Origin of the sequence: Bacillus pumilus (assembly GCF_900186955.1) — a bacterium.
In the GTDB taxonomy this organism is placed as follows: Bacteria; Bacillota; Bacilli; order Bacillales; family Bacillaceae; genus Bacillus; species Bacillus pumilus.
The window spans coordinates 3,170,280-3,192,816 of record NZ_LT906438.1 but is presented as its reverse complement, the minus strand read 5'-3'; the positions used below and the strand labels follow the sequence as shown (position 1 = coordinate 3,192,816).

Annotated in this window: 27 protein-coding genes and 1 other RNA gene; 22 read left to right on the top strand and 6 right to left on the bottom strand. The window is 41.9% G+C overall.

Annotated features, from left to right (window positions below):
• The first annotated feature begins 4 nt into the window (after positions 1-4).
• The 10 genes from gap to CKW02_RS16720 all read left to right on the top strand — a co-directional run bounded on the left by gap (position 5) and on the right by CKW02_RS16720 (position 9,416).
• Positions 5-1,012: a type I glyceraldehyde-3-phosphate dehydrogenase gene (gene gap, locus CKW02_RS16765; RefSeq protein WP_003212811.1), complete on the top strand. Its 1,008-nt coding sequence runs from the start codon at positions 5-7 to the stop codon at positions 1,010-1,012.
• Between the two features lie 213 nt (positions 1,013-1,225).
• The gene (locus CKW02_RS16760; RefSeq protein ID WP_003213359.1) at positions 1,226-2,410 is read left to right on the top strand and encodes a phosphoglycerate kinase; all 1,185 of its coding nucleotides are present in this window, start codon (positions 1,226-1,228) and stop codon (positions 2,408-2,410) included.
• A 30-nt stretch (positions 2,411-2,440) separates the two neighbouring features.
• A complete protein-coding gene (tpiA, locus tag CKW02_RS16755) occupies positions 2,441-3,202 on the top strand; it encodes a triose-phosphate isomerase (protein ID WP_003213530.1) in 762 nt (253 codons plus the stop codon).
• Complete coding sequence (gene gpmI / locus CKW02_RS16750) at positions 3,195-4,730, top strand: 2,3-bisphosphoglycerate-independent phosphoglycerate mutase (protein ID WP_003213111.1); 1,536 nt, start codon at positions 3,195-3,197, stop codon at positions 4,728-4,730. The genes tpiA and gpmI overlap by 8 nt, the downstream gene beginning before the upstream one ends.
• A gap of 29 nt (positions 4,731-4,759) precedes the next feature.
• Positions 4,760-6,052, top strand: coding sequence for a phosphopyruvate hydratase (gene eno, locus CKW02_RS16745; RefSeq protein WP_003212752.1), 1,293 nt, complete (start codon positions 4,760-4,762; stop codon positions 6,050-6,052).
• Between the two features lie 256 nt (positions 6,053-6,308).
• Entirely contained in the window at positions 6,309-6,578 is a 270-nt protein-coding gene (locus CKW02_RS16740; protein WP_034620133.1) for a hypothetical protein, read from the top strand.
• 58 nt (positions 6,579-6,636) lie between these two features.
• On the top strand, positions 6,637-7,404 hold the full coding sequence (locus CKW02_RS16735) for an ATP-binding cassette domain-containing protein (protein ID WP_034620132.1): 768 nt from the start codon (positions 6,637-6,639) through the stop codon (positions 7,402-7,404).
• Entirely contained in the window at positions 7,376-8,773 is a 1,398-nt protein-coding gene (locus CKW02_RS16730; protein WP_003213082.1) for a hypothetical protein, read from the top strand. The genes CKW02_RS16735 and CKW02_RS16730 overlap by 29 nt, the downstream gene beginning before the upstream one ends.
• On the top strand, positions 8,770-9,138 hold the full coding sequence (locus tag CKW02_RS16725) for a zinc metalloprotease (RefSeq protein WP_003213453.1): 369 nt from the start codon (positions 8,770-8,772) through the stop codon (positions 9,136-9,138). Before CKW02_RS16730 ends, CKW02_RS16725 begins: the two co-directional genes overlap by 4 nt.
• Positions 9,135-9,416 carry a hypothetical protein gene (locus CKW02_RS16720; RefSeq protein ID WP_003213050.1) on the top strand — a complete coding sequence of 94 codons (282 nt, stop codon included), beginning with the start codon at positions 9,135-9,137 and terminating at the stop codon, positions 9,414-9,416. The genes CKW02_RS16725 and CKW02_RS16720 overlap by 4 nt, the downstream gene beginning before the upstream one ends.
• A gap of 22 nt (positions 9,417-9,438) precedes the next feature.
• Here CKW02_RS16720 and CKW02_RS16715 read toward each other — a convergent pair whose 3' ends face one another.
• Together CKW02_RS16715 and CKW02_RS16710 are read right to left on the bottom strand one after the other, a co-directional pair.
• Positions 9,439-9,903, bottom strand: coding sequence for a GNAT family N-acetyltransferase (locus CKW02_RS16715; protein ID WP_003213708.1), 465 nt, complete (start codon positions 9,901-9,903; stop codon positions 9,439-9,441).
• Positions 9,904-9,918: 15 nt separating this feature from the next.
• The gene (locus tag CKW02_RS16710; RefSeq protein WP_003213583.1) at positions 9,919-10,383 is read right to left on the bottom strand and encodes a hypothetical protein; all 465 of its coding nucleotides are present in this window, start codon (positions 10,381-10,383) and stop codon (positions 9,919-9,921) included.
• A 117-nt stretch (positions 10,384-10,500) separates the two neighbouring features.
• Here CKW02_RS16710 and CKW02_RS16705 point away from each other — a divergent pair, with 117 nt between their 5' ends.
• Complete coding sequence (locus CKW02_RS16705) at positions 10,501-11,133, top strand: MarC family protein (protein ID WP_003212698.1); 633 nt, start codon at positions 10,501-10,503, stop codon at positions 11,131-11,133.
• Positions 11,134-11,188: 55 nt separating this feature from the next.
• Here the strand turns inward: CKW02_RS16705 and CKW02_RS16700 are convergent, their stop codons facing one another.
• The gene (locus CKW02_RS16700) at positions 11,189-11,725 is read right to left on the bottom strand and encodes a GbsR/MarR family transcriptional regulator (protein ID WP_012011291.1); all 537 of its coding nucleotides are present in this window, start codon (positions 11,723-11,725) and stop codon (positions 11,189-11,191) included.
• A gap of 269 nt (positions 11,726-11,994) precedes the next feature.
• Here CKW02_RS16700 and CKW02_RS16695 point away from each other — a divergent pair, with 269 nt between their 5' ends.
• Genes CKW02_RS16695 through CKW02_RS16680 form a run of 4 tightly spaced genes read left to right on the top strand, consistent with a single transcriptional unit; the run spans position 11,995 to position 15,452 of the window.
• Positions 11,995-13,143: a betaine/proline/choline family ABC transporter ATP-binding protein gene (locus CKW02_RS16695; RefSeq protein ID WP_003212926.1), complete on the top strand. Its 1,149-nt coding sequence runs from the start codon at positions 11,995-11,997 to the stop codon at positions 13,141-13,143.
• Between the two features lie 13 nt (positions 13,144-13,156).
• Positions 13,157-13,810 (top strand): ABC transporter permease, encoded by a 654-nt coding sequence (locus CKW02_RS16690; protein ID WP_003213477.1) that lies wholly within the window; start codon positions 13,157-13,159, stop codon positions 13,808-13,810.
• Positions 13,811-13,823: 13 nt separating this feature from the next.
• A complete protein-coding gene (locus CKW02_RS16685; protein ID WP_003213573.1) occupies positions 13,824-14,741 on the top strand; it encodes an osmoprotectant ABC transporter substrate-binding protein in 918 nt (305 codons plus the stop codon).
• A 21-nt stretch (positions 14,742-14,762) separates the two neighbouring features.
• Positions 14,763-15,452 (top strand): ABC transporter permease, encoded by a 690-nt coding sequence (locus tag CKW02_RS16680; RefSeq protein ID WP_003213726.1) that lies wholly within the window; start codon positions 14,763-14,765, stop codon positions 15,450-15,452.
• Between the two features lie 85 nt (positions 15,453-15,537).
• Here the strand turns inward: CKW02_RS16680 and CKW02_RS16675 are convergent, their stop codons facing one another.
• From CKW02_RS16675 to CKW02_RS16665, 3 genes are all read right to left on the bottom strand, one after another.
• Positions 15,538-15,858, bottom strand: coding sequence for a catDE operon transcriptional regulator CatR (locus CKW02_RS16675; protein ID WP_050944175.1), 321 nt, complete (start codon positions 15,856-15,858; stop codon positions 15,538-15,540).
• An 82-nt stretch (positions 15,859-15,940) separates the two neighbouring features.
• Positions 15,941-16,342 carry a helix-turn-helix domain-containing protein gene (locus tag CKW02_RS16670; protein ID WP_003213015.1) on the bottom strand — a complete coding sequence of 134 codons (402 nt, stop codon included), beginning with the start codon at positions 16,340-16,342 and terminating at the stop codon, positions 15,941-15,943.
• 130 nt (positions 16,343-16,472) lie between these two features.
• Positions 16,473-16,877, bottom strand: a complete 405-nt coding sequence (locus CKW02_RS16665; RefSeq protein WP_003213200.1) for a helix-turn-helix domain-containing protein — start codon at positions 16,875-16,877, stop codon at positions 16,473-16,475.
• 153 nt (positions 16,878-17,030) lie between these two features.
• Here CKW02_RS16665 and CKW02_RS16660 point away from each other — a divergent pair, with 153 nt between their 5' ends.
• The 7 genes from CKW02_RS16660 (at position 17,031) to ssrA (ending at position 22,379) form a co-directional block, all read left to right on the top strand.
• Positions 17,031-17,264: a helix-turn-helix domain-containing protein gene (locus tag CKW02_RS16660; RefSeq protein ID WP_003213379.1), complete on the top strand. Its 234-nt coding sequence runs from the start codon at positions 17,031-17,033 to the stop codon at positions 17,262-17,264.
• A gap of 26 nt (positions 17,265-17,290) precedes the next feature.
• The gene (locus CKW02_RS16655; RefSeq protein WP_003213714.1) at positions 17,291-17,581 is read left to right on the top strand and encodes an AbrB/MazE/SpoVT family DNA-binding domain-containing protein; all 291 of its coding nucleotides are present in this window, start codon (positions 17,291-17,293) and stop codon (positions 17,579-17,581) included.
• 186 nt (positions 17,582-17,767) lie between these two features.
• A complete protein-coding gene (gene secG / locus CKW02_RS16650) occupies positions 17,768-18,001 on the top strand; it encodes a preprotein translocase subunit SecG (RefSeq protein WP_003212746.1) in 234 nt (77 codons plus the stop codon).
• A gap of 124 nt (positions 18,002-18,125) precedes the next feature.
• Complete coding sequence (locus CKW02_RS16645) at positions 18,126-18,872, top strand: alpha/beta hydrolase (protein WP_003212665.1); 747 nt, start codon at positions 18,126-18,128, stop codon at positions 18,870-18,872.
• Between the two features lie 19 nt (positions 18,873-18,891).
• Positions 18,892-21,231, top strand: a complete 2,340-nt coding sequence (gene rnr, locus CKW02_RS16640; RefSeq protein WP_003212966.1) for a ribonuclease R — start codon at positions 18,892-18,894, stop codon at positions 21,229-21,231.
• 139 nt (positions 21,232-21,370) lie between these two features.
• The gene (smpB, locus tag CKW02_RS16635; protein ID WP_003213153.1) at positions 21,371-21,841 is read left to right on the top strand and encodes an SsrA-binding protein SmpB; all 471 of its coding nucleotides are present in this window, start codon (positions 21,371-21,373) and stop codon (positions 21,839-21,841) included.
• 176 nt (positions 21,842-22,017) lie between these two features.
• Positions 22,018-22,379, top strand: a transfer-messenger RNA (tmRNA) gene (gene ssrA, locus CKW02_RS16630).
• Positions 22,380-22,537: the final 158 nt, after the last annotated feature.

Here is a 22,537-nt window from a genome sequence, read left to right as displayed (position 1 = left end):
CATCATGGCAGTAAAAGTCGGTATTAACGGATTTGGACGTATTGGACGTAACGTATTTCGTGCAGCATTAAACAATCCTGAAGTTGAGGTAGTAGCGGTTAACGATCTAACAGACGCTAACATGCTTGCACACCTTTTACAATATGACTCTGTTCACGGAAAACTAGATGCAGAGGTTTCTGTAGACGGTACGAACTTAGTAGTGAACGGTAAAACAATCGAAGTATCAGCTGAGCGTGACCCTGCGAAATTAAGCTGGGGTAAACAAGGCGTAGAAATTGTTGTTGAATCTACTGGATTCTTCACAAAACGTGCAGACGCTGCAAAACACTTAGAAGCTGGCGCTAAAAAAGTCATCATCTCTGCTCCTGCTAACGAAGAAGATATCACAATCGTTATGGGTGTAAACGAAGACAAATACGATGCAGCTAGCCACGATGTCATCTCTAATGCATCTTGTACAACAAACTGCTTAGCTCCATTTGCAAAAGTACTTAACGATAAATTTGGTATCAAACGCGGTATGATGACAACTGTTCACTCATACACAAATGACCAACAAATTCTTGATCTTCCGCACAAAGACTACCGTCGTGCTCGTGCAGCTGCGGAAAATATCATCCCAACTTCTACAGGTGCTGCGAAAGCTGTTTCACTTGTATTGCCTGAACTTAAAGGTAAATTAAACGGTGGCGCTATGCGTGTTCCAACACCTAACGTTTCTTTAGTTGACCTTGTGGCTGAATTAAACCAAGATGTAACTGTTGAAGATGTAAATGCAGCACTTAAAGAAGCAGCTGAAGGAGAACTTAATGGAATCCTTGGCTACAGCGAAGAGCCATTAGTATCTGGTGACTACAATGGTAATGCAAACTCTTCAACAATTGATGCTCTTTCTACAATGGTAATGGAAGGCAGCATGGTGAAAGTCATTTCTTGGTACGATAACGAGAGTGGATATTCTCACCGCGTGGTTGACCTTGCAGCTTACATTGCAAAACAAGGTCTTTAATTTGTCACACTGAAGGAACTCACTTGGTTCTTTCCTATAGACACGATATAATGAAGACGGACAAGGGAAGGGGAAGCATCCCTTTCCCTTTTTCTCTGTTTTTATCCGTTCTGCACGATTTCTCGTTTTGATGAGGGCAAAATGGGAAAAGGATAAAGAGAGACTTGTCCAATGCGTAAGGAAACCAGAATAAAGGAGGATCTCCTGACGAGCATGAATAAGAAATCAGTAAAAGACATTGACGTAAAAGGTAAAGTTGTGTTCTGCCGCGTAGATTTTAACGTTCCAATGAAAGACGGAAAAGTGACGGATGATACTCGTATTCGCGCAGCATTACCAACGATTGAGTATTTAACAGGACAAGGCGCAAAGGTACTACTAGCTAGTCATTTGGGTCGTCCGAAGGGTCAAGTTACTGAAGAACTGCGTCTGACACCTGTAGCGAAACGTCTGCAAGAGCTTCTTGGACAAGAAGTGAAAAAAGCGGATGAAGCTTACGGCGACAACGTAAAAAAGCAAATCTCTGACTTAAAAGAAGGAGATGTGCTAGTGCTTGAAAACGTTCGTTTCTATCCTGGTGAAGAAAAGAACGATCCTGAACTATCAAAAGCATTTGCTGATTTAGCCGATGTGTATGTCAATGATGCATTCGGTGCTGCACACCGTGCACATGCATCCACTGCTGGTATTGCAGCATATCTTCCGGCTGTTTCTGGCTTCCTCATGCAAAAAGAGCTTGAGGTTCTAGGAAAAGCCATTTCAAACCCTGATCGCCCATTTACAGCGATTATTGGTGGCGCAAAAGTAAAGGATAAAATCGGTGTGATTGAAAGTCTTCTTGATAAAGTGGACAACCTCATCATCGGCGGCGGACTTGCTTACACATTTGTGAAAGCACTAGGCCACGAAGTAGGAAAATCTTTATTAGAAGAAGACAAAGTCGATTTAGCGAAATCCTTTATGGACCGTGCAAAAGAAAAAGGCGTGAACTTCCTGATTCCAACAGATGTTCTGGTAGCCGACGACTTTTCAAATGATGCGAATACAAGCATTGTGCCAATCTCTGAAATTCCAAGTGATCTAGAAGCACTTGATATTGGAACAGAGACAATAGGCAAGTACGCTGATGTTATTAAAAACAGCAAACTTGTTGTTTGGAACGGACCAATGGGTGTATTTGAAATCGACGCATTCGCTAAAGGAACAAAAGCAATCGCAGAAGCACTGGCAGAAGCAAAAGATACATATTCTGTCATTGGCGGTGGAGATTCAGCAGCAGCTGTTGAGAAATTTGGTCTTGCTGATCAGATGAGCCATATTTCTACAGGCGGCGGCGCTTCACTTGAATTTATGGAAGGCAAAGAGCTTCCAGGTGTTACTGCATTAAACGATAAATAAGACCAAAACTGCTATAAGGAAGTGTCAATCATGAGAAAACCAATTATAGCTGGGAACTGGAAAATGAACAAAACACTTGGCGAAGCGGTTAGCTTCGTTGAAGAAGTCAAGTCATCCATTCCATCTCCTGACAAAGTGGAATCCATTGTCTGTGCGCCAGCCCTTTTCCTTGAAAAGCTAAACAGCCTTTCTAACGGAACAGACCTTAAAATTGGTGCACAAAACATGCACTTTGAAGAAAATGGTGCATTCACTGGTGAAATCAGCCCTGCTGCGCTAAAAGATCTTGGCATCGGCTACTCAGTGATCGGTCATTCAGAGCGCCGTGAATTCTTCGCTGAAACAGATGAAACAGTGAACAAAAAAGCACATGCTGCATTCAAGCATGGCATCGTTCCAATTATCTGTGTAGGTGAAACGCTTGAAGAGCGTGAAGCTGGCAAAACAAATGAACTTGTCGCTGATCAAGTGAAGAAAGCACTAGCTGGTTTAACAACTCAGCAAGTCGCTGAATCTGTTATTGCATATGAGCCAATTTGGGCAATCGGTACAGGGAAATCTTCTACAGCGAAAGATGCAAACGACGTTTGTGCGCATATCCGTCAAACGGTTGCAAGCGAATATGGTCAAGAAGCGGCAGACAGCCTTCGCATTCAATATGGCGGAAGCGTGAAACCTGCGAATATTAAAGAATATATGGCAGAATCCGATATTGACGGTGCTTTGGTAGGCGGCGCAAGCTTAGAACCTCAGTCTTTCGTTCAATTATTGGAGGAAGGTCAATATGAGTAAGAAACCAGCTGCATTAATCATCTTAGACGGATTCGGTTTAAGAGGCGAAACAGTTGGTAACGCTGTTGCCCAAGCAAAGAAACCGAACTTCGACCGCTACTGGAACGAATTCCCGCATCAAACCTTAACGGCTTCAGGTGAGGCAGTAGGCCTCCCGCAAGGTCAAATGGGGAACTCTGAAGTTGGGCATTTGAACATCGGTGCAGGACGCATTGTGTATCAAAGCTTAACAAGAGTGAATGTTGCCATTCGTGATGGGGAATTTGAGAAAAACGAAACGTTCCTAGAGGCAATGACTTATGCAAAAGAGAATGACAAGGCCCTTCATTTATTCGGTCTCTTGTCAGACGGTGGTGTGCACAGCCACATTCAACATCTCTTTGCTCTGCTAAAGCTGGCGAAAAAAGAAGGCTTAACAAAGGTATACATTCATGGCTTCTTGGACGGACGTGATGTTGGTCAGAAGACAGCCAAAGTGTACTTAAAACAGCTTGAAGAACAAATCAAAGAAATCGGTGTCGGAGAAGTGGCAACACTTTCTGGACGCTATTACTCAATGGACCGTGACAAACGCTGGGATCGTGTGGAGAAAGCATATCGCGCGATGGCGTATGGTGAAGGCCCAAGTTATCAAAACATCTATGATGTCGTTGATGACTCCTATGAAAATGGAATCTACGATGAATTCGTTATTCCATCTGTCATCACGAGAGAAAATGGTGAGCCAGTTGCAAAAGTAAACGACGGCGATTCTGTGATTTTCTATAACTTCCGCCCAGACCGTGCGATCCAAATTTCGAACACCTTCACAAATGAAGATTTCCGCTCGTTTGATCGCGGAGAAGCACATCCGAAGAATTTACACTTCGTCTGCTTCACACACTTCAGTGAAACAGTTGATGGCTATGTTGCCTTCAAACCAGTGAATTTGGATAACACAGTAGGAGAAGTGCTAGCGCAAAATGGATTGAAACAGCTGCGGATTGCTGAAACAGAGAAATATCCTCACGTGACGTTCTTTATGAGTGGTGGACGTGAAGAAGAATTTCCTGGTGAAGACCGCATCTTGATCAATTCGCCAGATGTGGCAACCTATGACCTCAAGCCAGAAATGAGCGCTTATGAGGTAAAGGATGCACTTGTTGCAGACATCAATGCTGACAAGCATGATGCGATCATCCTGAACTTTGCTAACCCGGATATGGTTGGTCATTCAGGTATGCTCGAGCCAACAATCAAAGCCATTGAAGCAGTAGATGAGTGCTTAGGAGCTGTTGTCGACGCAATCCTAGCAAAAGGCGGACATGCCATCATCACGGCAGACCACGGTAACGCAGACGTGCTGATTACCGAAGAAGGAAAGCCGCATACTGCACATACGACAAACCCTGTTCCAGTCATCGTAACGAAAAAAGGTGCAACGCTTAGAGAAGGCGGCATTCTAGCCGATCTATCTCCAACGCTTTTAGACTTACTTGGTCTTGAAAAACCAAAAGAGATGACAGGAACATCATTGATTCAGAAATAACAAATTGATTCAAAAGGAGAGAAATAACGATGCCATACATTGTTGACGTATATGCACGCGAAGTATTAGACTCTCGCGGTAACCCAACAGTTGAAGTAGAAGTTTACACAGAATCTGGCGGCTTTGGCCGTGCACTAGTACCAAGTGGTGCCTCTACTGGTGAATATGAAGCAGTAGAACTACGTGACGGAGACAAAGACCGTTACCTTGGAAAAGGTGTTCTGACAGCTGTAAACAACGTAAACGAAATCATTGCACCAGAGCTTTTAGGCTTTGATGTAACTGAACAAGTAGCAATTGACAAAATGTTAATCGAACTTGACGGAACAGAAAACAAAGGGAAATTAGGCGCAAACGCAATCCTTGGCGTATCTATCGCTGTAGCACGTGCGGCTGCTGATTTCTTACAAATTCCACTTTACCAATACCTTGGTGGATTCAACTCCAAAACGCTTCCAGTGCCAATGATGAACATCGTCAACGGCGGAGAGCATGCGGATAACAACGTAGACATTCAAGAATTCATGATTATGCCTGTAGGTGCACCTAACTTCCGTGAAGCACTTCGCATGGGCGCACAAATCTTCCATAGCCTGAAATCTGTATTAAGTGCAAAAGGCTTAAACACAGCTGTAGGTGACGAAGGTGGATTCGCTCCAAACCTTGGTTCTAACGAAGAAGCACTTCAAACAATCGTTGAAGCGATTGAAAAAGCTGGTTTCAAACCAGGTGAAGAAGTGAAACTTGCAATGGATGCTGCATCTTCTGAGTTCTACAACAAAGAAGACGGTAAATATCATTTATCAGGCGAAGGTGTTGTGAAAACATCTGCTGAAATGGTTGACTGGTATGAAGATATGGTATCGAAATACCCAATCATCTCGATCGAAGACGGCCTTGATGAAAACGACTGGGAAGGTCACAAACTATTAACTGAGCGTCTTGGCAGCAAGGTTCAGCTAGTAGGAGATGACTTGTTTGTGACAAACACGAAGAAGCTTTCTGAAGGAATCAAAAACGGCGTTGGTAACTCAATCCTAATCAAAGTAAACCAAATCGGTACATTAACTGAAACATTTGATGCAATCGAAATGGCAAAACGCGCTGGATACACAGCTGTTATCTCTCACCGCTCTGGTGAAACAGAAGACAGCACAATTGCAGACATCGCTGTAGCAACAAACGCTGGACAAATCAAAACAGGTGCTCCGTCTCGTACGGACCGTGTGGCGAAATACAACCAATTACTTCGCATCGAAGATCAATTGGCTGAAACAGCACAATATCATGGCATTGCAACATTCTATAACTTGAATAAATAATGCCAGCAACGCGCTGCGTTCCGCTCTTATAAAAGAGTGGGCGCAGCGTTTTTTTGTGTTGAATGAGATCCCGCAGCTGTTTCAATAGTCACATCCTATTTTTGTAAAAAGTCGTCCTTCAGTCAGAGGGAAAGTGAGAAGATCCACCATTTATAAGCAATAGATCATGAAAAATCGACTAAAAATATGATCTGAAATGAACTTATGCTTTCTGTAAGGGGGTGGTATCATTTTACATATATTAGGGGGTGATGAGATGCTGAATCCTTTTAGCCTTCGTTTTCCAGTAGGTGTGTATATGTATATTCTCCACCTACTGGCGGCATATGATGAAAGGAAGCAACGAATTCTAACTTCTAAGAATGTACAGAAAAACGCATTTTGGATTTATGTCCTTGCCGCTATATTGGGCATTATTTCACTTGGAGCATTGATTTGGGCATGTAAGACCTTTGGACAGGGCTCCAAATTTTTAGGAGAGTTCAAATTATTAGGCATGTACGTTAAAATCCAATGCGGGTTCTAACAGGGATGAGAACAGATGCAAGGTCATCTGTTCCATCTGAAACAAACGGAGGGATATGATGCTGACATTACAATTACAAGAAAAAACGTATAGCCGCACCTTCTCTCTCCGCCATATACAAATGAACGTGGAGAAAGGCCAGATGATGCTTCTTTTAGGGCATAATGGTGCAGGAAAGACAACGATGATTCAAGCTATGTTTGGGCTGACGCCATTTACTGGCTACGTTTCCTTACATGGTGAACAGCTGAACCTTCAATCCTCAGCACATATTTCCCTGTTGAAAAAACATGTTTCCTATATTCCTGACGATCATGCGTTGTTCGATTATTTAACACCGAGGGAATACTTTCAATTACTTCAGCTGCCACATGAGCAAGATGTCACTCGAGAAGAGACCTTCACCGATTTGTTTGAGCTGAGTCCGTATATGGATCAGCCAATCGCTCAGCTGTCCCATGGCAATCAAAAGAAAACACAGATCATTTCGCAGCTTCTCAGACCGTGTGATTATTATGTGTTCGACGAGCCAACGAACGGACTTGATCCAGATATGATGATCATCTTAAAAAAGGTGCTCATGAAGCTGAGAGATCAAGGCGCTGGCATCCTGATTTCAACTCATCATTTGAGTTTTGGTGATACATTATATGATCATCTCATGATCTTAAGAAATGGTGACGTCAAGCTGAATATGTCCCGCCAAGAAACGAATGAGACATTTCCTCATCAGGCACTTGAAGAGATTTATAAAGAAGTAAATCGAGATTACTATATGCAGGTGGAGAGGTTACTCAATGATTTGGACACGACACGTTCTTCATAAAATAGAGTGGGGCATGCTGACAACGAAAGGAAAGCAGCTTGGAAAAAAGTATCCTTTGCAGCTGCTCTCAGCTGCCGTTTTTCTCTTGCTAATCTATGCGATATACGTTGTCATCAGCCTGCGCTTTTACATGCAGGCAGGTGAAAGTGAGCCAGCTGCGCTATATCTCCAATTTGTCAAAATGTCGCTCTTACTATTAGGAGCAGGGATTGTGTTATCCCGCAATAAACTGAAGCGCCAAGAATATCAATTCTACTTTTTGAACAGTGCGATACAAAGTGTACCCTTTGTCCTTTGTGCGTATTTCTTTCCAGTGCTTTTTTGCTTCCTCATGGCTGGATTGCTTTTTTTACCGATTGTATTAGGTCTTTTGATCACGGGTGTCACCCCATCTCTGTATTGGATCATCGCTGTTTGCATCACATGCGGCATATTGGCACTTTATACGCTCTCTTCATGGATGCTAATGAGGATCGGTGTAAGTTATTTCGTATCAAAAACAAAGGAGCATTTACTTCTACAAACAATCGGCTTTGCGGCACTTCAAGTACTCATATTTCTTCTTTTTCAAAAAGCAGTGGAGATGATCCATGTATGGCCGGCTGTCTATCTGACGTTGCTGGTGATTCTTCTAAGCGCTGGCTGGCTATGGGTAAAGGGCTTAGCAGCTTGCTATGTTCATCAAATGTTTTTGCAGCTGAAAACAGAGGTAAAGTCATTTTCTTACCAGAAAATTAGGACGTACTCTTCCTTTCTGACGCATGTGCGGCAGGAAATGGTCTATTTCATCCGATCAACTGTTTTTAAAGAACAAGGCATTTTGTTCCTCTTTCTCGTTTGTTTGACGATTGGGCTGCCATTTGTTTTTACACCGGAAGAAACTGGCTGGCTGTATGCCTTTATTGTGCAGTTTGCGTTAAAGGAAATATTGATCATGCTTCCGCTGATGATTGGCAGAGAATATCATATCAATCAACGGGCCATCTTTATGTTAAATACATCAAAGGGTGCGTATATATTGCCAAGAATTTTATTTTATTACACAATCAATTTACTCATTTATTTTGTGTATATTGGCCTTGCTTATTTGGTGATCGGTATTGAAAGTGAAGGTCATGGCTTGGCGAGTTTGTCCATTTTATTCATGACCGTCATGGCAGCCTGTACGGGGTTTGTCGTGAAAATCAGTTATTTTAATAAACTGTTTGTCATCGTGATGATGATTGCTGTATTCAGCTTCATCGATATGCTTTTATTAGAGTGGCTGTCAGCTCATATGTTTCTTCTTGCCACCGCTTATCTGCTTGGGTCATTTGCCTTTTTCAGTTGTATATATGCTGTGATGTTAAAAAGGCCGATATTGCGATGATGGGGCTTGTCATTAGTTTACTAGCGGTTGTGCTCATTCATGAACTCGGTCATATGCTGATGATCATGGTGTGTAACAAAGTCGAAAAAAGGCCGCTCTTTGATTTTGTGGTAACGATTGATTGGAAGCATGTGGCGATTATTCATGAGACATTTGCCCGGCCGAGCTTTAATCTGATGGTGGCACTTGCAGGTCCGCTGTTTCCGGTACTCTGCTCAATTGTGCTTTTATTAACGTGGAAGCATTCGGTGAGTCATCAGCTGCTGTTTTTTTCTTTACTGAACACTGTGATGCTGCATCCAGCTTGCCCAGACGGGAAAAATATCACAGTCAGTTTAAAAGAGATGAAGGAGAGAAAGAGATGATCAAAGTATTTCATTCGTTTTCTAGCGGCTTAACACTTGCGATGCTGTATATATTTGCTGTGTTTATGACCCCTGTCTTTTTACTACTGTTAGAGGTCAATCATATCGAGTCAAGTCCAACGCTGTTTGGCATGCCATTTTATATCATGAAAATTGAAGAGTATCAATTCAGCTCTGAGGCGACGCTTTTTGGATGCGTTGTCTGCTTTTTAGCCGGCGCTGTGCTTTACTTTTTCATTCAATATGTGATTCATGCTATGAAGAAACGAAGAGCATAAAAAAAGCAGGCTGAACAAATAGTCAGTCTGCTTGAAATGTGAGAGACAGCCGTACCATATCCATACACTGAATCCCGTTTTCATAAATGGGTTCATCATAATGCTTAAGGAAGAAATCGCGATCGATCGACGTTAGACGGAAGCCGCATTTTTGATAAAGTGCGAGCTGCTGAATACTCGAGTTGCCTGTGCCGATTTCAATCGTATGAAAACCAGTGGCTTTCGCTTCAGCGATCGCATGGCGGATCAGCTGCTTCCCAATTCCCCTTCCTTGCCATGACTCCTTCACAGCCACATTCATGATTTCCACTGAATGCTGAGAGAGCGATGATAGCACATAGACACCAATCACATCCTCTTCATGAAAAGCGGCATAACAAGAGCTGGATTGCACATAAGCAAGAACCTTTTCCTTTGAAGGATCAGCTAATAGTAAAAGATCCATTGGGAGAGATTCATCATGAGATAATCGCCGAATCTGTATCACATTTTTTCATCCTTTCTATTCTTTAATATACCCTTGTTTCACGCCCCAATCATATTGGTCCTGTACCCACTGAGATGGAGGATGATGAGTGACATTCGGGTCTTTTTTCACAGTTGGTTTTCTTGTACCCTGAGCGGTCTGCTTATTTGCTTGAGCAGTGGCTTTTGCTGCTGCCAGCTCTTTTTGAAGCTGGTCGACTTTTATCTCAAGCGCTTTACGCTGTTTGACCTCTTTTTCATAGGCTTTCTTTTCTTTTTTGAGCTTTTTTGTGACGGTGGCTATTTGCTTTTTTTGTTCATCGTTTTTATGCTTCATATCTGTTTGATCTGATGTTAACTGCGAGAGCTTCAGATCGCTCGTTTTGCTTTCTTGCTGATGTGTTTTCTCTGCTTTAAAGATGGTCTGCTGCTGCCAAACAATCCAGCCACCTAAGGCAATAACTGCTACAGAAAGAAGAATGATCGTCATTGTTTTCTTCATGTGTGAACCCCTTTCTTTAAACCTCTATTATCATCGGTTAAAGATATACAGGTTTTAACATCACAAGGGAATATTCACATCAGAATGGCAGACACTATGAAAAAAGGAGGGTGTCTGTTGATTTCCTTTATGATTCATGTTGTCGTCTCATTATTTGCTGTATCAAACCCCATAGGAAACGTACCTCTTTTCATCACCTTAACAGAGGGCTATACAGAGAAAGAGCGCTCCCAGACAGCCAAAAAAGCCATCGTGGTCTCTTTTATTATTTTGATTGCCTTTCTATTGGCAGGCAGGCTCATTTTCAAACTGTTTGGAATTGATATTCATGCACTCCGCATCGCTGGCGGTATTTTTATTTTTGGTATCGCTTACAATTTACTGAATGCAAAAGAATCACACGTCCAAAATCCTCATTCGGAGGAAAAGGCAGAAAGCAAAGAGAAGGCAGATATCTCCGTTACGCCGCTCGCCATTCCGATCATCGCTGGTCCCGGTACAATCGCTACAGTGATGAGTTTAACCCCGGGAAGTCAAGGGATGCTCCACATGTTTGCGATTCTAATCGGCATTGTCATCGTTCTTGCCATGACGTATTATGCCTTTCATTATTCAAGTTTTATTATGCGAAAAATGGGGAAAACAGAGATGAATGTCGTGACGCGTTTGATGGGATTAATTCTGGCTGTAGTGGCAGTTGAAATGATCGGCGCAGGCTTAAAAGGGATGTTTCCGATGTTTATGTCATAAGTGTATATAAAAAAGCTGTTTTTTTCTACAATGATGTAAAATAAAACAGCTTTTTTTAAGGTTTCGGCACATGCTTAAATACTTCTTCACTTTCAAAGAACTCAATTAAGCGGCTAATCCAATCATAGTAATCAAGACTTTCCTTGATTTCTGAAAGAAGCAGATTGATTTTATCCTCTGTTTCTTCTGGTAAATCTTCCTGTTCAAGCAGCTCTTGCAATTCCTTGCACGTTTTCTTATGTGCTTTACGGTTTTTACTGACAACACGTGTCCAATTGGCTGCAAACAATGAAATAAACGTTTGGTATTGATCTTGCTCAACGTCATAAAGATCTTTACGTATTCCTTTTTCATAAACCTTTTCCGCAATATTTAAATCGAGCATTTCTCGAACGACTTGACTCATCCTCGTTTTGCTCATGCCGGTCGCCTCTGATAGCTCTTCCAGCGTCATTGGTTTACGGTTCATGTGAATGATACCAAGCACTCTACCCACTGTAGAAGAAAGACCAAAGGCATTCATGTTCTCTGCAGCTTTTTCAATATAATGATCCTGTGCTTTTTGAATGGCGCCTAGCGCTTGCTTGTCCACTCCCCGCTTCATCCCTTCACGACTGACAATTTGTAACACAATATATCATATACCTGTTTGTTGATGAAAACAATAAATATTGAGTAATTGCTAGTAATTTGGAGGAAAAAGGAGAGATATCTAGGTATTACGGCGTTAACTGAAAATTTTATATAAATGTTATGCAATACAAACACATCATAAACTTTTTATTTTATAAAGTTTGCACTATAATTAATAAGGTGTAAATTTTCTGAATATATAGATCCAACTAATTGGAGGTGTCTCATTTGCTGAAACTAGAGAATGTATCTAAGACGTATAAAGGCGGAAAAAAAGCTGTCAAAAATATTGATTTAGACATAGCAAAAGGAGAATTTATTTGTTTTATTGGACCGAGTGGCTGTGGTAAGACCACAACCATGAAGATGATCAACCGACTCATCGAACCTTCCTCAGGAAATATTTTTATCGAGGGAGAAAATATCATGAAAAAAGATCCAGTTCAATTAAGAAGAGAAATCGGTTATGTGATTCAGCAAATTGGACTGTTCCCCCATATGACCATCGCGCAAAACATCTCACTTGTGCCGAAGCTCTTAAAATGGCCGGAAGAAAAACGGAAAGAACGAGCACGCGAACTGCTGAAGCTCGTCGACATGGGCCCAGAATTTTTAGAGCGCTATCCTCATGAACTTAGTGGAGGACAGCAGCAGCGTATCGGAGTTCTTCGCGCACTGGCAGCAGAACCCCCTCTGATCCTCATGGACGAACCATTTGGTGCACTTGATCCAATTACACGAGATACATTGCAGGAAGAATTTAAGAAATTGCAAAAAACGTTAAATAAAACCATCGTATTCGTCACACATGACATGGATGAAGCGATTAAACTGGCTGACCGAATTGTGATTTTAAAAGATGGAGAGATTGTCCAAGTAGGCACACCAGAAGATATTTTGCGTAACCCAGCCAACGAGTTCGTTGAAGAATTCATCGGAAAAGAACGCCTGCTTCAATCAAATCCGAATATGGAACGTGTAGAACAAATGATGAACACGTCACCAGTCACCATTACAGTCGAACAAACGTTGACTGATGCCATCTATATCATGAGAGAAAAGCGGGTCGATTCCTTGCTTGTAGTAGATGAACATGATGTGTTAAAAGGCTATATCGATATTGAAACTATTGATGCGAACCGCAGAAAAGCGGCTTTCGTTGGTGAGATCTTAAATACAGAGTTCTATACTGTACAAGAAGGCGCACTTCTCAGAGACACCGTTCGGAAAATCTTAATACGCGGTATTAAATATGTACCGGTTGTCGATGCCAAAGGGCATTTAAAAGGCATTGTGACACGGGCAAGTCTTGTAGATGTTGTGTACGACTCCATTTGGGGAGACGATACGCCAGCGTCTGCCATTGAAATGAACTAAGGGAGGTGGACACATGGATCAAATCATCGATTTTCTAGAGAAAAATGGTGGGGAACTCCTCACAAAAATGTGGGAGCATTTATATATTTCCTTAATTGCTGTCGTGCTAGGAATTATCGTTGCCGTTCCTTTAGGCGTCGTTCTCACGCGAATGAAACGAGGCGCAGGTTTTGTCATCGGTGTCGTGAATATCTTTCAAACACTCCCTAGTTTAGCGATTCTTGCATTTTTTATTCCTATTTTGGGGGTTGGGAAAATACCTGCAATCGTTGCTCTCTTTTTCTATTCGGTATTGCCTATTTTGAGAAATACGTATGCCGGCGTTCAAGGTGTGAACAAAAATCTGCTTGAATCCGGTAAAGGGATCGGCATGACCACATGGGAACAAATTCGTCTCGTGGAACTTCCGCTTGCTGTACCGATCATTATGGCAGGTGTCCGAACGTCAACGATTTATTTAATTGGCTGGACAACACTTGCTGCTTTTATCGGTGGAGGCGGTCTTGGTGACTACATTTTGATTGGACTTCAGCTATACCAGCCGGAATACATTATTGCAGGTGCCATACCAGTCACCATTTTAGCGGTCATCATTGACTTTACATTGATGAAGCTGGAGAAAAAAGTAACACCAGAAGGCTTAAAAGGATTGAAGGAAGTTTCATAAGGAGTTGGCTTATGTGAAGAATCGAAAAACAAAATGGATCAGCGCACTGCTTGCTGGATGCTTGCTATTGATAAGCGGCTGTTCACTTCCTGGACTAGCCGGCTCCTCAGGCAATACGCTGCGGGTGGGAGCACAAAACTTTACCGAATCAGAAATCATGGCCTATATGGTTAGCGAGATCATCGAACATTACACAGATAAAAAGACAACCATTGTGAAAAACTTAGGCTCTAATACCGTACAGCAGAAAGCAATGGAAAATGGGGATATCGACATTTCGGCGACAAGATATACAGGGACAGATTTGACAAGTACGCTTGGAATGGATGCGGAAAAAGACCCGGAGCGTGCAATGGAAATCGTCCAAAAAGAATTTAAGAAACGCTATGATTACAAATGGTTTGATTCCTATGGCTTTGACAATACGTATGCCTTTGCCGTGACGCAAAAGATGGCGAAGGAAAACAAGTTAGAAACGGTCTCTGACTTGAAAAAGAATGCGAAGAATTACCGTTTCGGTGTCGATAATATATGGCTCAAAAAGAAAGGCGACGGTTATGAAGGATTCGTGAAAACATACGGAATTGAATTTGGAAGCACGTATCCAATGCAGATTGGTTTAGTGTACGATGCATTAAAAAATGAAAAAATGGATATTGTGCTTGCCTATTCAACAGATGGGCGAATCAAAGCCTATGACCTCAAAATTTTAAAAGATGATAAGCGGTTTTTCCCGCCATATGATGCATCGCCCGTTGTCCCGGAAAAAGTTTTAAAAGAGAACCCAGGGCTTGATAAGGTGATCAACAGACTGATCGGAAAAATTAATACAGAACAAATGCAAGAGCTGAACTATCAAGTCGACGGAGAGCTTCAAGAACCAGCCACCGTTGCGAAGAATTTCCTGAAAAAGCACAATTACTTTGAGTAAGATGGGGAGGTGTCACGGCTGATGGACACACTGCAGCAATTATGGACGTATTATCAGCAGAACGGTTCATATGTGTTAGAAGAATTTTATCGGCATTTTCTCATGTCAGCGTATGGGGTGCTGTTTGCGGCAATAGTCGGAATTCCAGTAGGCATCTTTGTGGCGCATTACCGTAAGCTAAGCAATTGGATCTTCGCCATTACCAACGTCATTCAAACCATACCGGCGTTAGCAATGCTTTCCGTGTTGATGCTCGTGTTAGGACTTGGCGCAAATACAGTCATCATATCACTCTTTCTGTATTCGCTGTTGCCGATCATCCGCAACACGTATACAGGGATTGTCAGCATTGAACATGCTTATTTAGAATCGGGTAAAGCGATGGGCATGACGAAATGGCAAGTGCTGAGAATGGTTGAATTACCGCTTGCTTTATCGGTTATTATGGCTGGTTTAAGAACTGCGCTGGTCATCGCCATCGGCATTACAGCGATTGGGACATTTGTTGGCGCAGGAGGTCTAGGTGATATCATCATCAGAGGATCAAACGCCACAAACGGAACAGCCATCATTTTAGCAGGTGCTATTCCAACTGCCCTCATGGCCATTATCGCTGACCTAGTCATGGGCTGGCTCGAACGCTATTTAAGCCCAACGAACAAGAAAAAAGAAAGAAAAGCATTAGCTGAAAAAAACATGACATCTGCTTAAGCGGTTGAAAAGACAAAACCTCCCTTACATTTGTAAGGGAGGTTGTTTTATAATGATCAGGCAGTTCAGTTCACATGCGGTTATTTTATGATTCGAGCGTGATCCATTCAGTGGACCACTTCGAAATTTCCTCAAAAACGGGTGCAAGGGAACGCCCCATATCAGTTAAAGAATATTCAATACGCACGGGTGTTTCAGCAAAAACCTCCCGTTTTACAATGCCTGCTGCTTCCAGCTCTTTTAATCTCTCAGATAATACTCTTCCGCTTAAATTTGTCAGAGCGGCCTCAATTTCACCAAAGCGCTGCGGACTTGAGAGAAGCTGAAAAACAATCAGTGCAACCCAGCGTTTACTCAATAACTCAACTGCTTTTTCAAACCGCGGGCACATGTCAGATTGATTCATCTTTCTTCACTCCAATCTGAACCCATTATACCGTAAATTTGTCATAAATCAGCTCAAAAAGCTTGTCAATGATCAAAACATTCTATGATGACGAACGGCTGTTTAATATAAATAACAGATAGCGGTTAAGATCTTCTATTTCTTTTTTCGAAAGAGTTGACCAAATGTCTCCATCAAATAGTTCGAGATCACCAAGTTCATATTGCGCTGCGGCTTCTTTTATTTTGGATAATGCCGTTTCCTCTTCCTTCAGCTGATGGACAGAAGAGGCTTCCTCAATATAGCCCGCAGCCTGCATCATTTCCTCATAAGGAACCTTTAATGCACCGGCTAGTTTTTTTATCGTAGGAGGCTTCGGAATGCCGCGTTTCCCATTTTCAATACGAGAAATACCAGCAGCACTGACTTCTGAATACATCGCTAATTGGTTCACTGACAGCTTCTTTTCCTCACGTAATGCTCTTAAGTATGCACCAAAGTTCATCAAGGCAAAACCTCACATGGTTATAGATTAGATATATCTATTTTACTTGATTTGTTGACTATTGGCAACAAGTATACCATGAAAATATTGACATTAGTTAATAGTGAATGTATCTTAGGGTTATGCCCCGCTATTTGTTCGTCTTTTTTTGGTTGATGAGCGTGAGAAAGTATTCATTCAGCTGGCTAATGTCTTGTGCGGATAACCTTTCCCATAGGTCTCCGTCAAAAATGGGAAGATGTTCTACATCCTTTTGAAGCGCCGTTTGGTAGATTTTCAACATGGATTCATATTTTGGTTTCATTTCATGAACTTGTTCCTGTTCAATATGACCGGCAAGCAGCATTAAATCCTCATAAGGCACCTTCAAGGCGTGTGCTAATTTTTTTATGGTTAAAGGCTTCGGCACACCACGCTTTCCATTTTCGATACGAGAAATACCAGCAGCGCTTACACCTGAATACATGGCGAGTTGATTGACAGACATTTTTCTATTTTCTCTTAAAATGCGTAATTGTTCACCAAAGTGATTCATGACATCGAACCTCACATTTCAGTATATGACTTATTTTAGTATGATCATTGACCAAAGGAAATAGAAAAGGGGTAAAAGTGTTGACTTAAGTTAATGAATCTGTTTCATGTGAGCACCTACACGTTGTACATATTGATTCCATAGGAGGTTGTAATGATGGTCGAAAAGATTCAGATCAGACGGACTTATGTCATGCAGTATATGATCGAAAACGATATGTCTTTAAATCAGCTCGCTGATGAAATTGGCATTTCTCCTGCCACACTCAGTAGGGTATTAAATGGTCATCGGAAACCAGGCCAGCTTGTCATTGGCAAAATGATTCATTACTTTGATAAAAAATTTGAAGACCTATTTTACTATGAAAATGTTGACAAAAGTCAATGAATGAAATGATCAAGGAGGCAATGTCGTTGAAAAGAACTGGGATGGTCAGACATATTGATTCACTAGGCAGAATTGTTCTGCCTTCAGAAATGCGCAAGGTACTCAATATTAAAGAAGAGCAGCTTTTAGAAATTTTCATTGAAGATCAAACCATTATGCTGAAAAAATATGATGCAGATAAGAGCTGCCTGTTAACTGGACAAGTGACGAAGTATAACAAAAGCTATGGAAATGGGAAAGTGATGCTGAGTCCTGAAGGAGCTGAACGTTTGTTAGTAGAATTAAAACAGCTATTGAAAGAAGAAGCAACCCGTTAAAAACGTGTTTTTAACCGAAAATTGCATATAAAAAATGCTGCATACTACTCTTTGGAATGAAATTGAATCAAAATAACGAGTAAAGTCCAGAATATAGAGGGAATCTTTATTTTGATGTTTCGTGACATGCACCTTGTTTTCATGTAAAATAAAGTTATGTGTACCAGTTTGTCTGGAGGTGTTTTCATGCACGCATTTGTTATCACATTACTCGTAATTGTCAGTATCGCACTTATCATCGTTGTATTGTTACAATCTAGTAAAAGTGCTGGACTGTCAGGCGCTATTTCAGGTGGAGCCGAGCAGCTTTTCGGTAAGCAAAAAGCGAGAGGTCTTGACTTGATACTTCACCGTTTAACGGTTATTTTGTCAGTGCTTTTCTTCATCTTAACACTTGCATTGGCATATTTAGGCGTATAAAGCGCGAGTAACAGAAGGTCTGATCTTTTTTCAGACCTTTTTTTATTATCAGCACTCTTTTGTGTTTGTTTCATACATACAAGTGGAAAATATAAACCATATCGGAAGGAAAGGAAGTCACATCATGAAAGTTGTTACACCAAAACCATTTACGTTTAAAGGTGGAGAAAAGGCGGTGCTTCTTCTTCACGGTTTTACTGGGAATACAGCCGATGTTCGAATGCTAGGCCGTTATTTGAACGAAAGAGGGTATACGTGTCATGCACCACAATATAAAGGACACGGCGTGCCGCCAGAAGAGCTTGTCCATTTTGGACCGGATGACTGGTGGAAGGATGTAGAAGAAGGCTATCAATTCTTAAAAGATGAAGGCTATGAGGAAATTGCAGTTTGCGGACTATCCCTCGGAGGAGTTTTTTCATTGAAATTAGGTTACACTGTACCTGTAAAGGGAATTGTACCTATGTGTGCACCTATGTACATAAAAAGTGAAGAAGTCATGTACCAGGGTGTACTAGAATATGCCCGTAACTATAAGAAATTCGAGGGTAAGTCAGAGGACCAAATTGAACAGGAAATGGAAGAGTTCAAGAAAACGCCAATGGATACACTTAAGAGTCTGCAAGAACTCATTGCAGATGTCAGAAACAATGTCGACATGATTTATTCACCTACTTTTGTTGTTCAGGCACGTCACGATCATATGATTAATACAGACAGTGCGAATATCATTTACAACGAAGTAGAGACAGATCAAAAGCATTTGAAATGGTATGAAGAATCAGGCCATGCGATCACGCTTGATAAAGAGCGCGAGAAGGTTCATCAGGATGCATATGCATTCTTAGAATCACTTGATTGGTCAGTTTAAATATATAGGGGGTTAGAGTGTGCAAAAAGAAGAATTTATGAATGAATTACTCGCTTTTATGAAAGATGAAGCGTATAAACCGTTAACCGTTCAAGAGCTGGAAGTGATGATGGAGATTACCAATCCAGATGATTATAAAGAGCTCGTCAAAGCACTTGTGATGCTGGAAGATCAAGGACTCATCGTTCGCACGCGCAGCGATCGCTACGGTGTACCGGAAAAAATGAACTTGGTAAAAGGAAAGCTGTCTGCTCATGCAAAAGGCTTTGCATTTGTGACACCAGAAGAGTTTGGACAGGATGATATTTTCATTCCGCCTAATGAGCTAGGCACAGCGATGAATGGTGATACGGTCATGGTTCGTGTCAGCCACAAATCAAACGGCACAAAAAAAGAAGGGACTGTCATCCGAATTCTGGAGCGTAATACTCAGACGGTTGTCGGTACCTATACAGAAACGAAAAGCTTTGGCTTTGTCATTCCTGATGATAAAAAAATCACAACCGATATCTTCATCCCGAAATCCGCTAAAAATGGAGCGGTCGAAGGGCATAAAGTGGTCGTGACGCTGACTAGCTACCCAGAAGGAAGAATGAGTGCAGAGGGCGAAGTCACTGAAATCCTTGGTCATAAAAATGACCCTGGCATTGATATACTATCAATCATTCATAAACACGGCCTGCCAGGTGAGTTCCCAGAAGAAGCGCTCCAGCAGGCAGTAGACACACCTGAAACGATTGATGAAAAAGACCTAGAAGGCAGACGTGACTTACGCAATGAAACGATTGTAACCATTGACGGAGCAGATGCGAAGGACTTAGATGATGCCGTTACGGTGCAAAAGCTGGATGATGGCAAATATAAGCTAGGGGTGCATATTGCAGATGTCTCTCATTATGTCACAGAGAACTCTCCGATTGATCAGGAAGCTTATGAGCGTGGAACGAGTGTATATCTCGTAGACCGCGTCATTCCGATGATCCCGCACCGCCTGTCAAACGGTATTTGCTCGTTGAATCCGAAGGTCGATCGTCTCACGCTGTCTTGTGAAATGGTCATTGATCGAAATGGGAAGGTCGTCAAACACGAGATTTTCCAAAGTGTGATCAAAACGACGGAAAGAATGACCTATACTGATGTGAATAAGATTTTAGTCGATCAAGACGAAGAGCTTATAGACAAATACGAGCTGCTTGTGCCAATGTTCCAAGAAATGGAGAAGCTTGCAGAGATCCTTCGCGACAAACGGATGGAGCGCGGGGCAGTAGACTTTGACTTCAAGGAAGCAAAAGTGCTTGTAGATGATGAAGGCGCAGCAAAAGACGTTGTCGTTCGTGAGCGTTCTGTCGCAGAGAAATTAATTGAAGAATTCATGCTTGTTGCAAACGAAACGGTTGCAGAGCATTTCCACTGGTTGAATGTACCTTTCATTTATCGAATTCACGAAGAACCAAATCCTGAGAAGCTTCAGCGCTTTTTAGAGTTCGTGACAACGTTTGGTTACATTGTGAAAGGAACGTCGACAAACATTCACCCGCGTGCACTTCAAAGTGTACTTGATGCTGTGAGGGATCAACCAGAAGAAGTTGTGATACAAACCGTGATGCTTCGTTCGATGAAACAGGCGAAATATGATCCAGAAAGCATCGGCCATTTTGGTTTATCAACGGAATTCTATACACATTTCACATCACCGATCCGCCGTTATCCGGATTTAATCGTGCATAGACTGATTAGAACCTATTTGATTCAGAAAAAGACAGACGAAGCAACTCTAGAAAAGTGGGGGCAGCTGCTTCCTGAAATTGCAGATCATGCGTCTACAATGGAGCGCCGCTCAGTTGATGCAGAGCGTGAAACAGATGATCTCAAGAAGGCAGAATTTATGCTTGATAAAATCGGTGAAGAGTTTGATGGCATGATTAGTTCCGTGACGAACTTCGGACTATTTGTTGAACTGCCGAATACAATTGAAGGTCTTGTTCATGTCAGCTACATGACAGACGACTACTATCGCTTTGATGAGCAGCACTTTGCCATGATCGGTGAACGCACAGGAAATGTCTACCGTATCGGTGATGAAATCACAGTCAAAGTGGTGAATGTCAATAAAGATGAGCACTCGATTGATTTTGAAATCGTCGGCATGAAAGGCACCCGCCGTAAATCGCCGAAAGATTTTAAGTTTAAAAAACGGACAGATTCACCAGCGAAAAAAGGGCACGGAAGCCAAAATGCCTCTGGGGATAAAGCCAAAGAGGATAAAGGCGGAAGTGACTGGTTCACAGGCCGTAAGAAGAAAAAGAAAAAACGCGTATTTGATAACGCACCAAAACAAAAGCGTAAAAAGAAAAAGTAACGTGACAAAAAGCAAATAGGGCATCACGCTCTATTTGCTTTTTGACCACATAGCGTCAGCGTTGTCTAAAGCTGGATTGTTTGATAAAATAATCCGTACGATTTGGACCGTGTTTGTGTCAAAAGGAGGGTGTACGCCAATGCCAAAGGGAGAGGGAAAGGTTGTTTCCCAAAACAAAAAAGCAAATCATGACTATTTTATTGAAGAAACGTATGAAGCCGGCCTTGTGTTACAAGGAACTGAGATCAAATCGATTCGTGCAGGAAAAGTGAATTTAAAAGATTCCTTTGCCAAAATCGAACGAGGAGAAGTGTTCCTTCACAACATGCACGTGAGCCCATACGAGCAGGGGAACCGTTATAACCATGATCCGCTGAGAACGAGAAAGCTGCTGCTTCATCGCAAGCAAATCAGTAAATTGATTGGTGCGACAAAGGAAGAGGGCTACTCACTCGTGCCTCTGAAACTCTATTTAAAAAATGGCTTTGCCAAAGTGTTGATCGGAATTGGTAAAGGGAAAAAGAAATACGATAAACGTGAAGATCTGAAGAAAAAAGATGCAAAACGCGAAATCGACCGTGCCTTCCGTGATCGACAAAAGCAATTCTAGCCTGATGCAGATGGCTTGCTGAGAGCGGAAGCATTATGCTACAATATGTTATGCAGTAAACAATCACCGCTTTTCTTACAGAAACCACCAGTTGTTTCAAGCGATAAGATTGTTATAATAGTTATATACGGAAGCAGTTAAGCTGAACGTTTCCATCCCGTATATCCCTTTTACAAGGGGACGTTACGGATTCGACAGGGGCGGTTCGAGCTTGAGCTGCGAGCCGAGAGGCGATCTCGTTAACACGCACTAAATGTAACTGGCAAAACTAAAAGTTTTAACCAAAACTTAGCACTAGCTGCCTAATAAGTGCAGCGAGCTCTTCCTGACATCGCCTATGTGTCTGTGAGGAGCCCAATGAAGTAGGCTACGCTTACGTTTTTGTCTGAGGACGTAAGAAGAGATCCATCAGACTAGCTCTCCAAGCGCCCGTCAGCAGGCATGAGGATGAGTGAACACGAAATATGTTGACTACGCTCGTAGACGCTTAAGTAATCGATGTCTCTGGACGTGGGTTCGACTCCCACCGTCTCCATACATAGAAATGGTTTGCATTTCACTTAGTGCCATAAACGTTGGATAACAACGTTTAGGCGCTTTTTTTATGTCTTTATTTTGTATAGTTGATAAAAGTTTAATTGATTAAAAATTCTAATTTTTGCTTTTGAGTGGTTTAACTAAGGGATAAATAAAAAT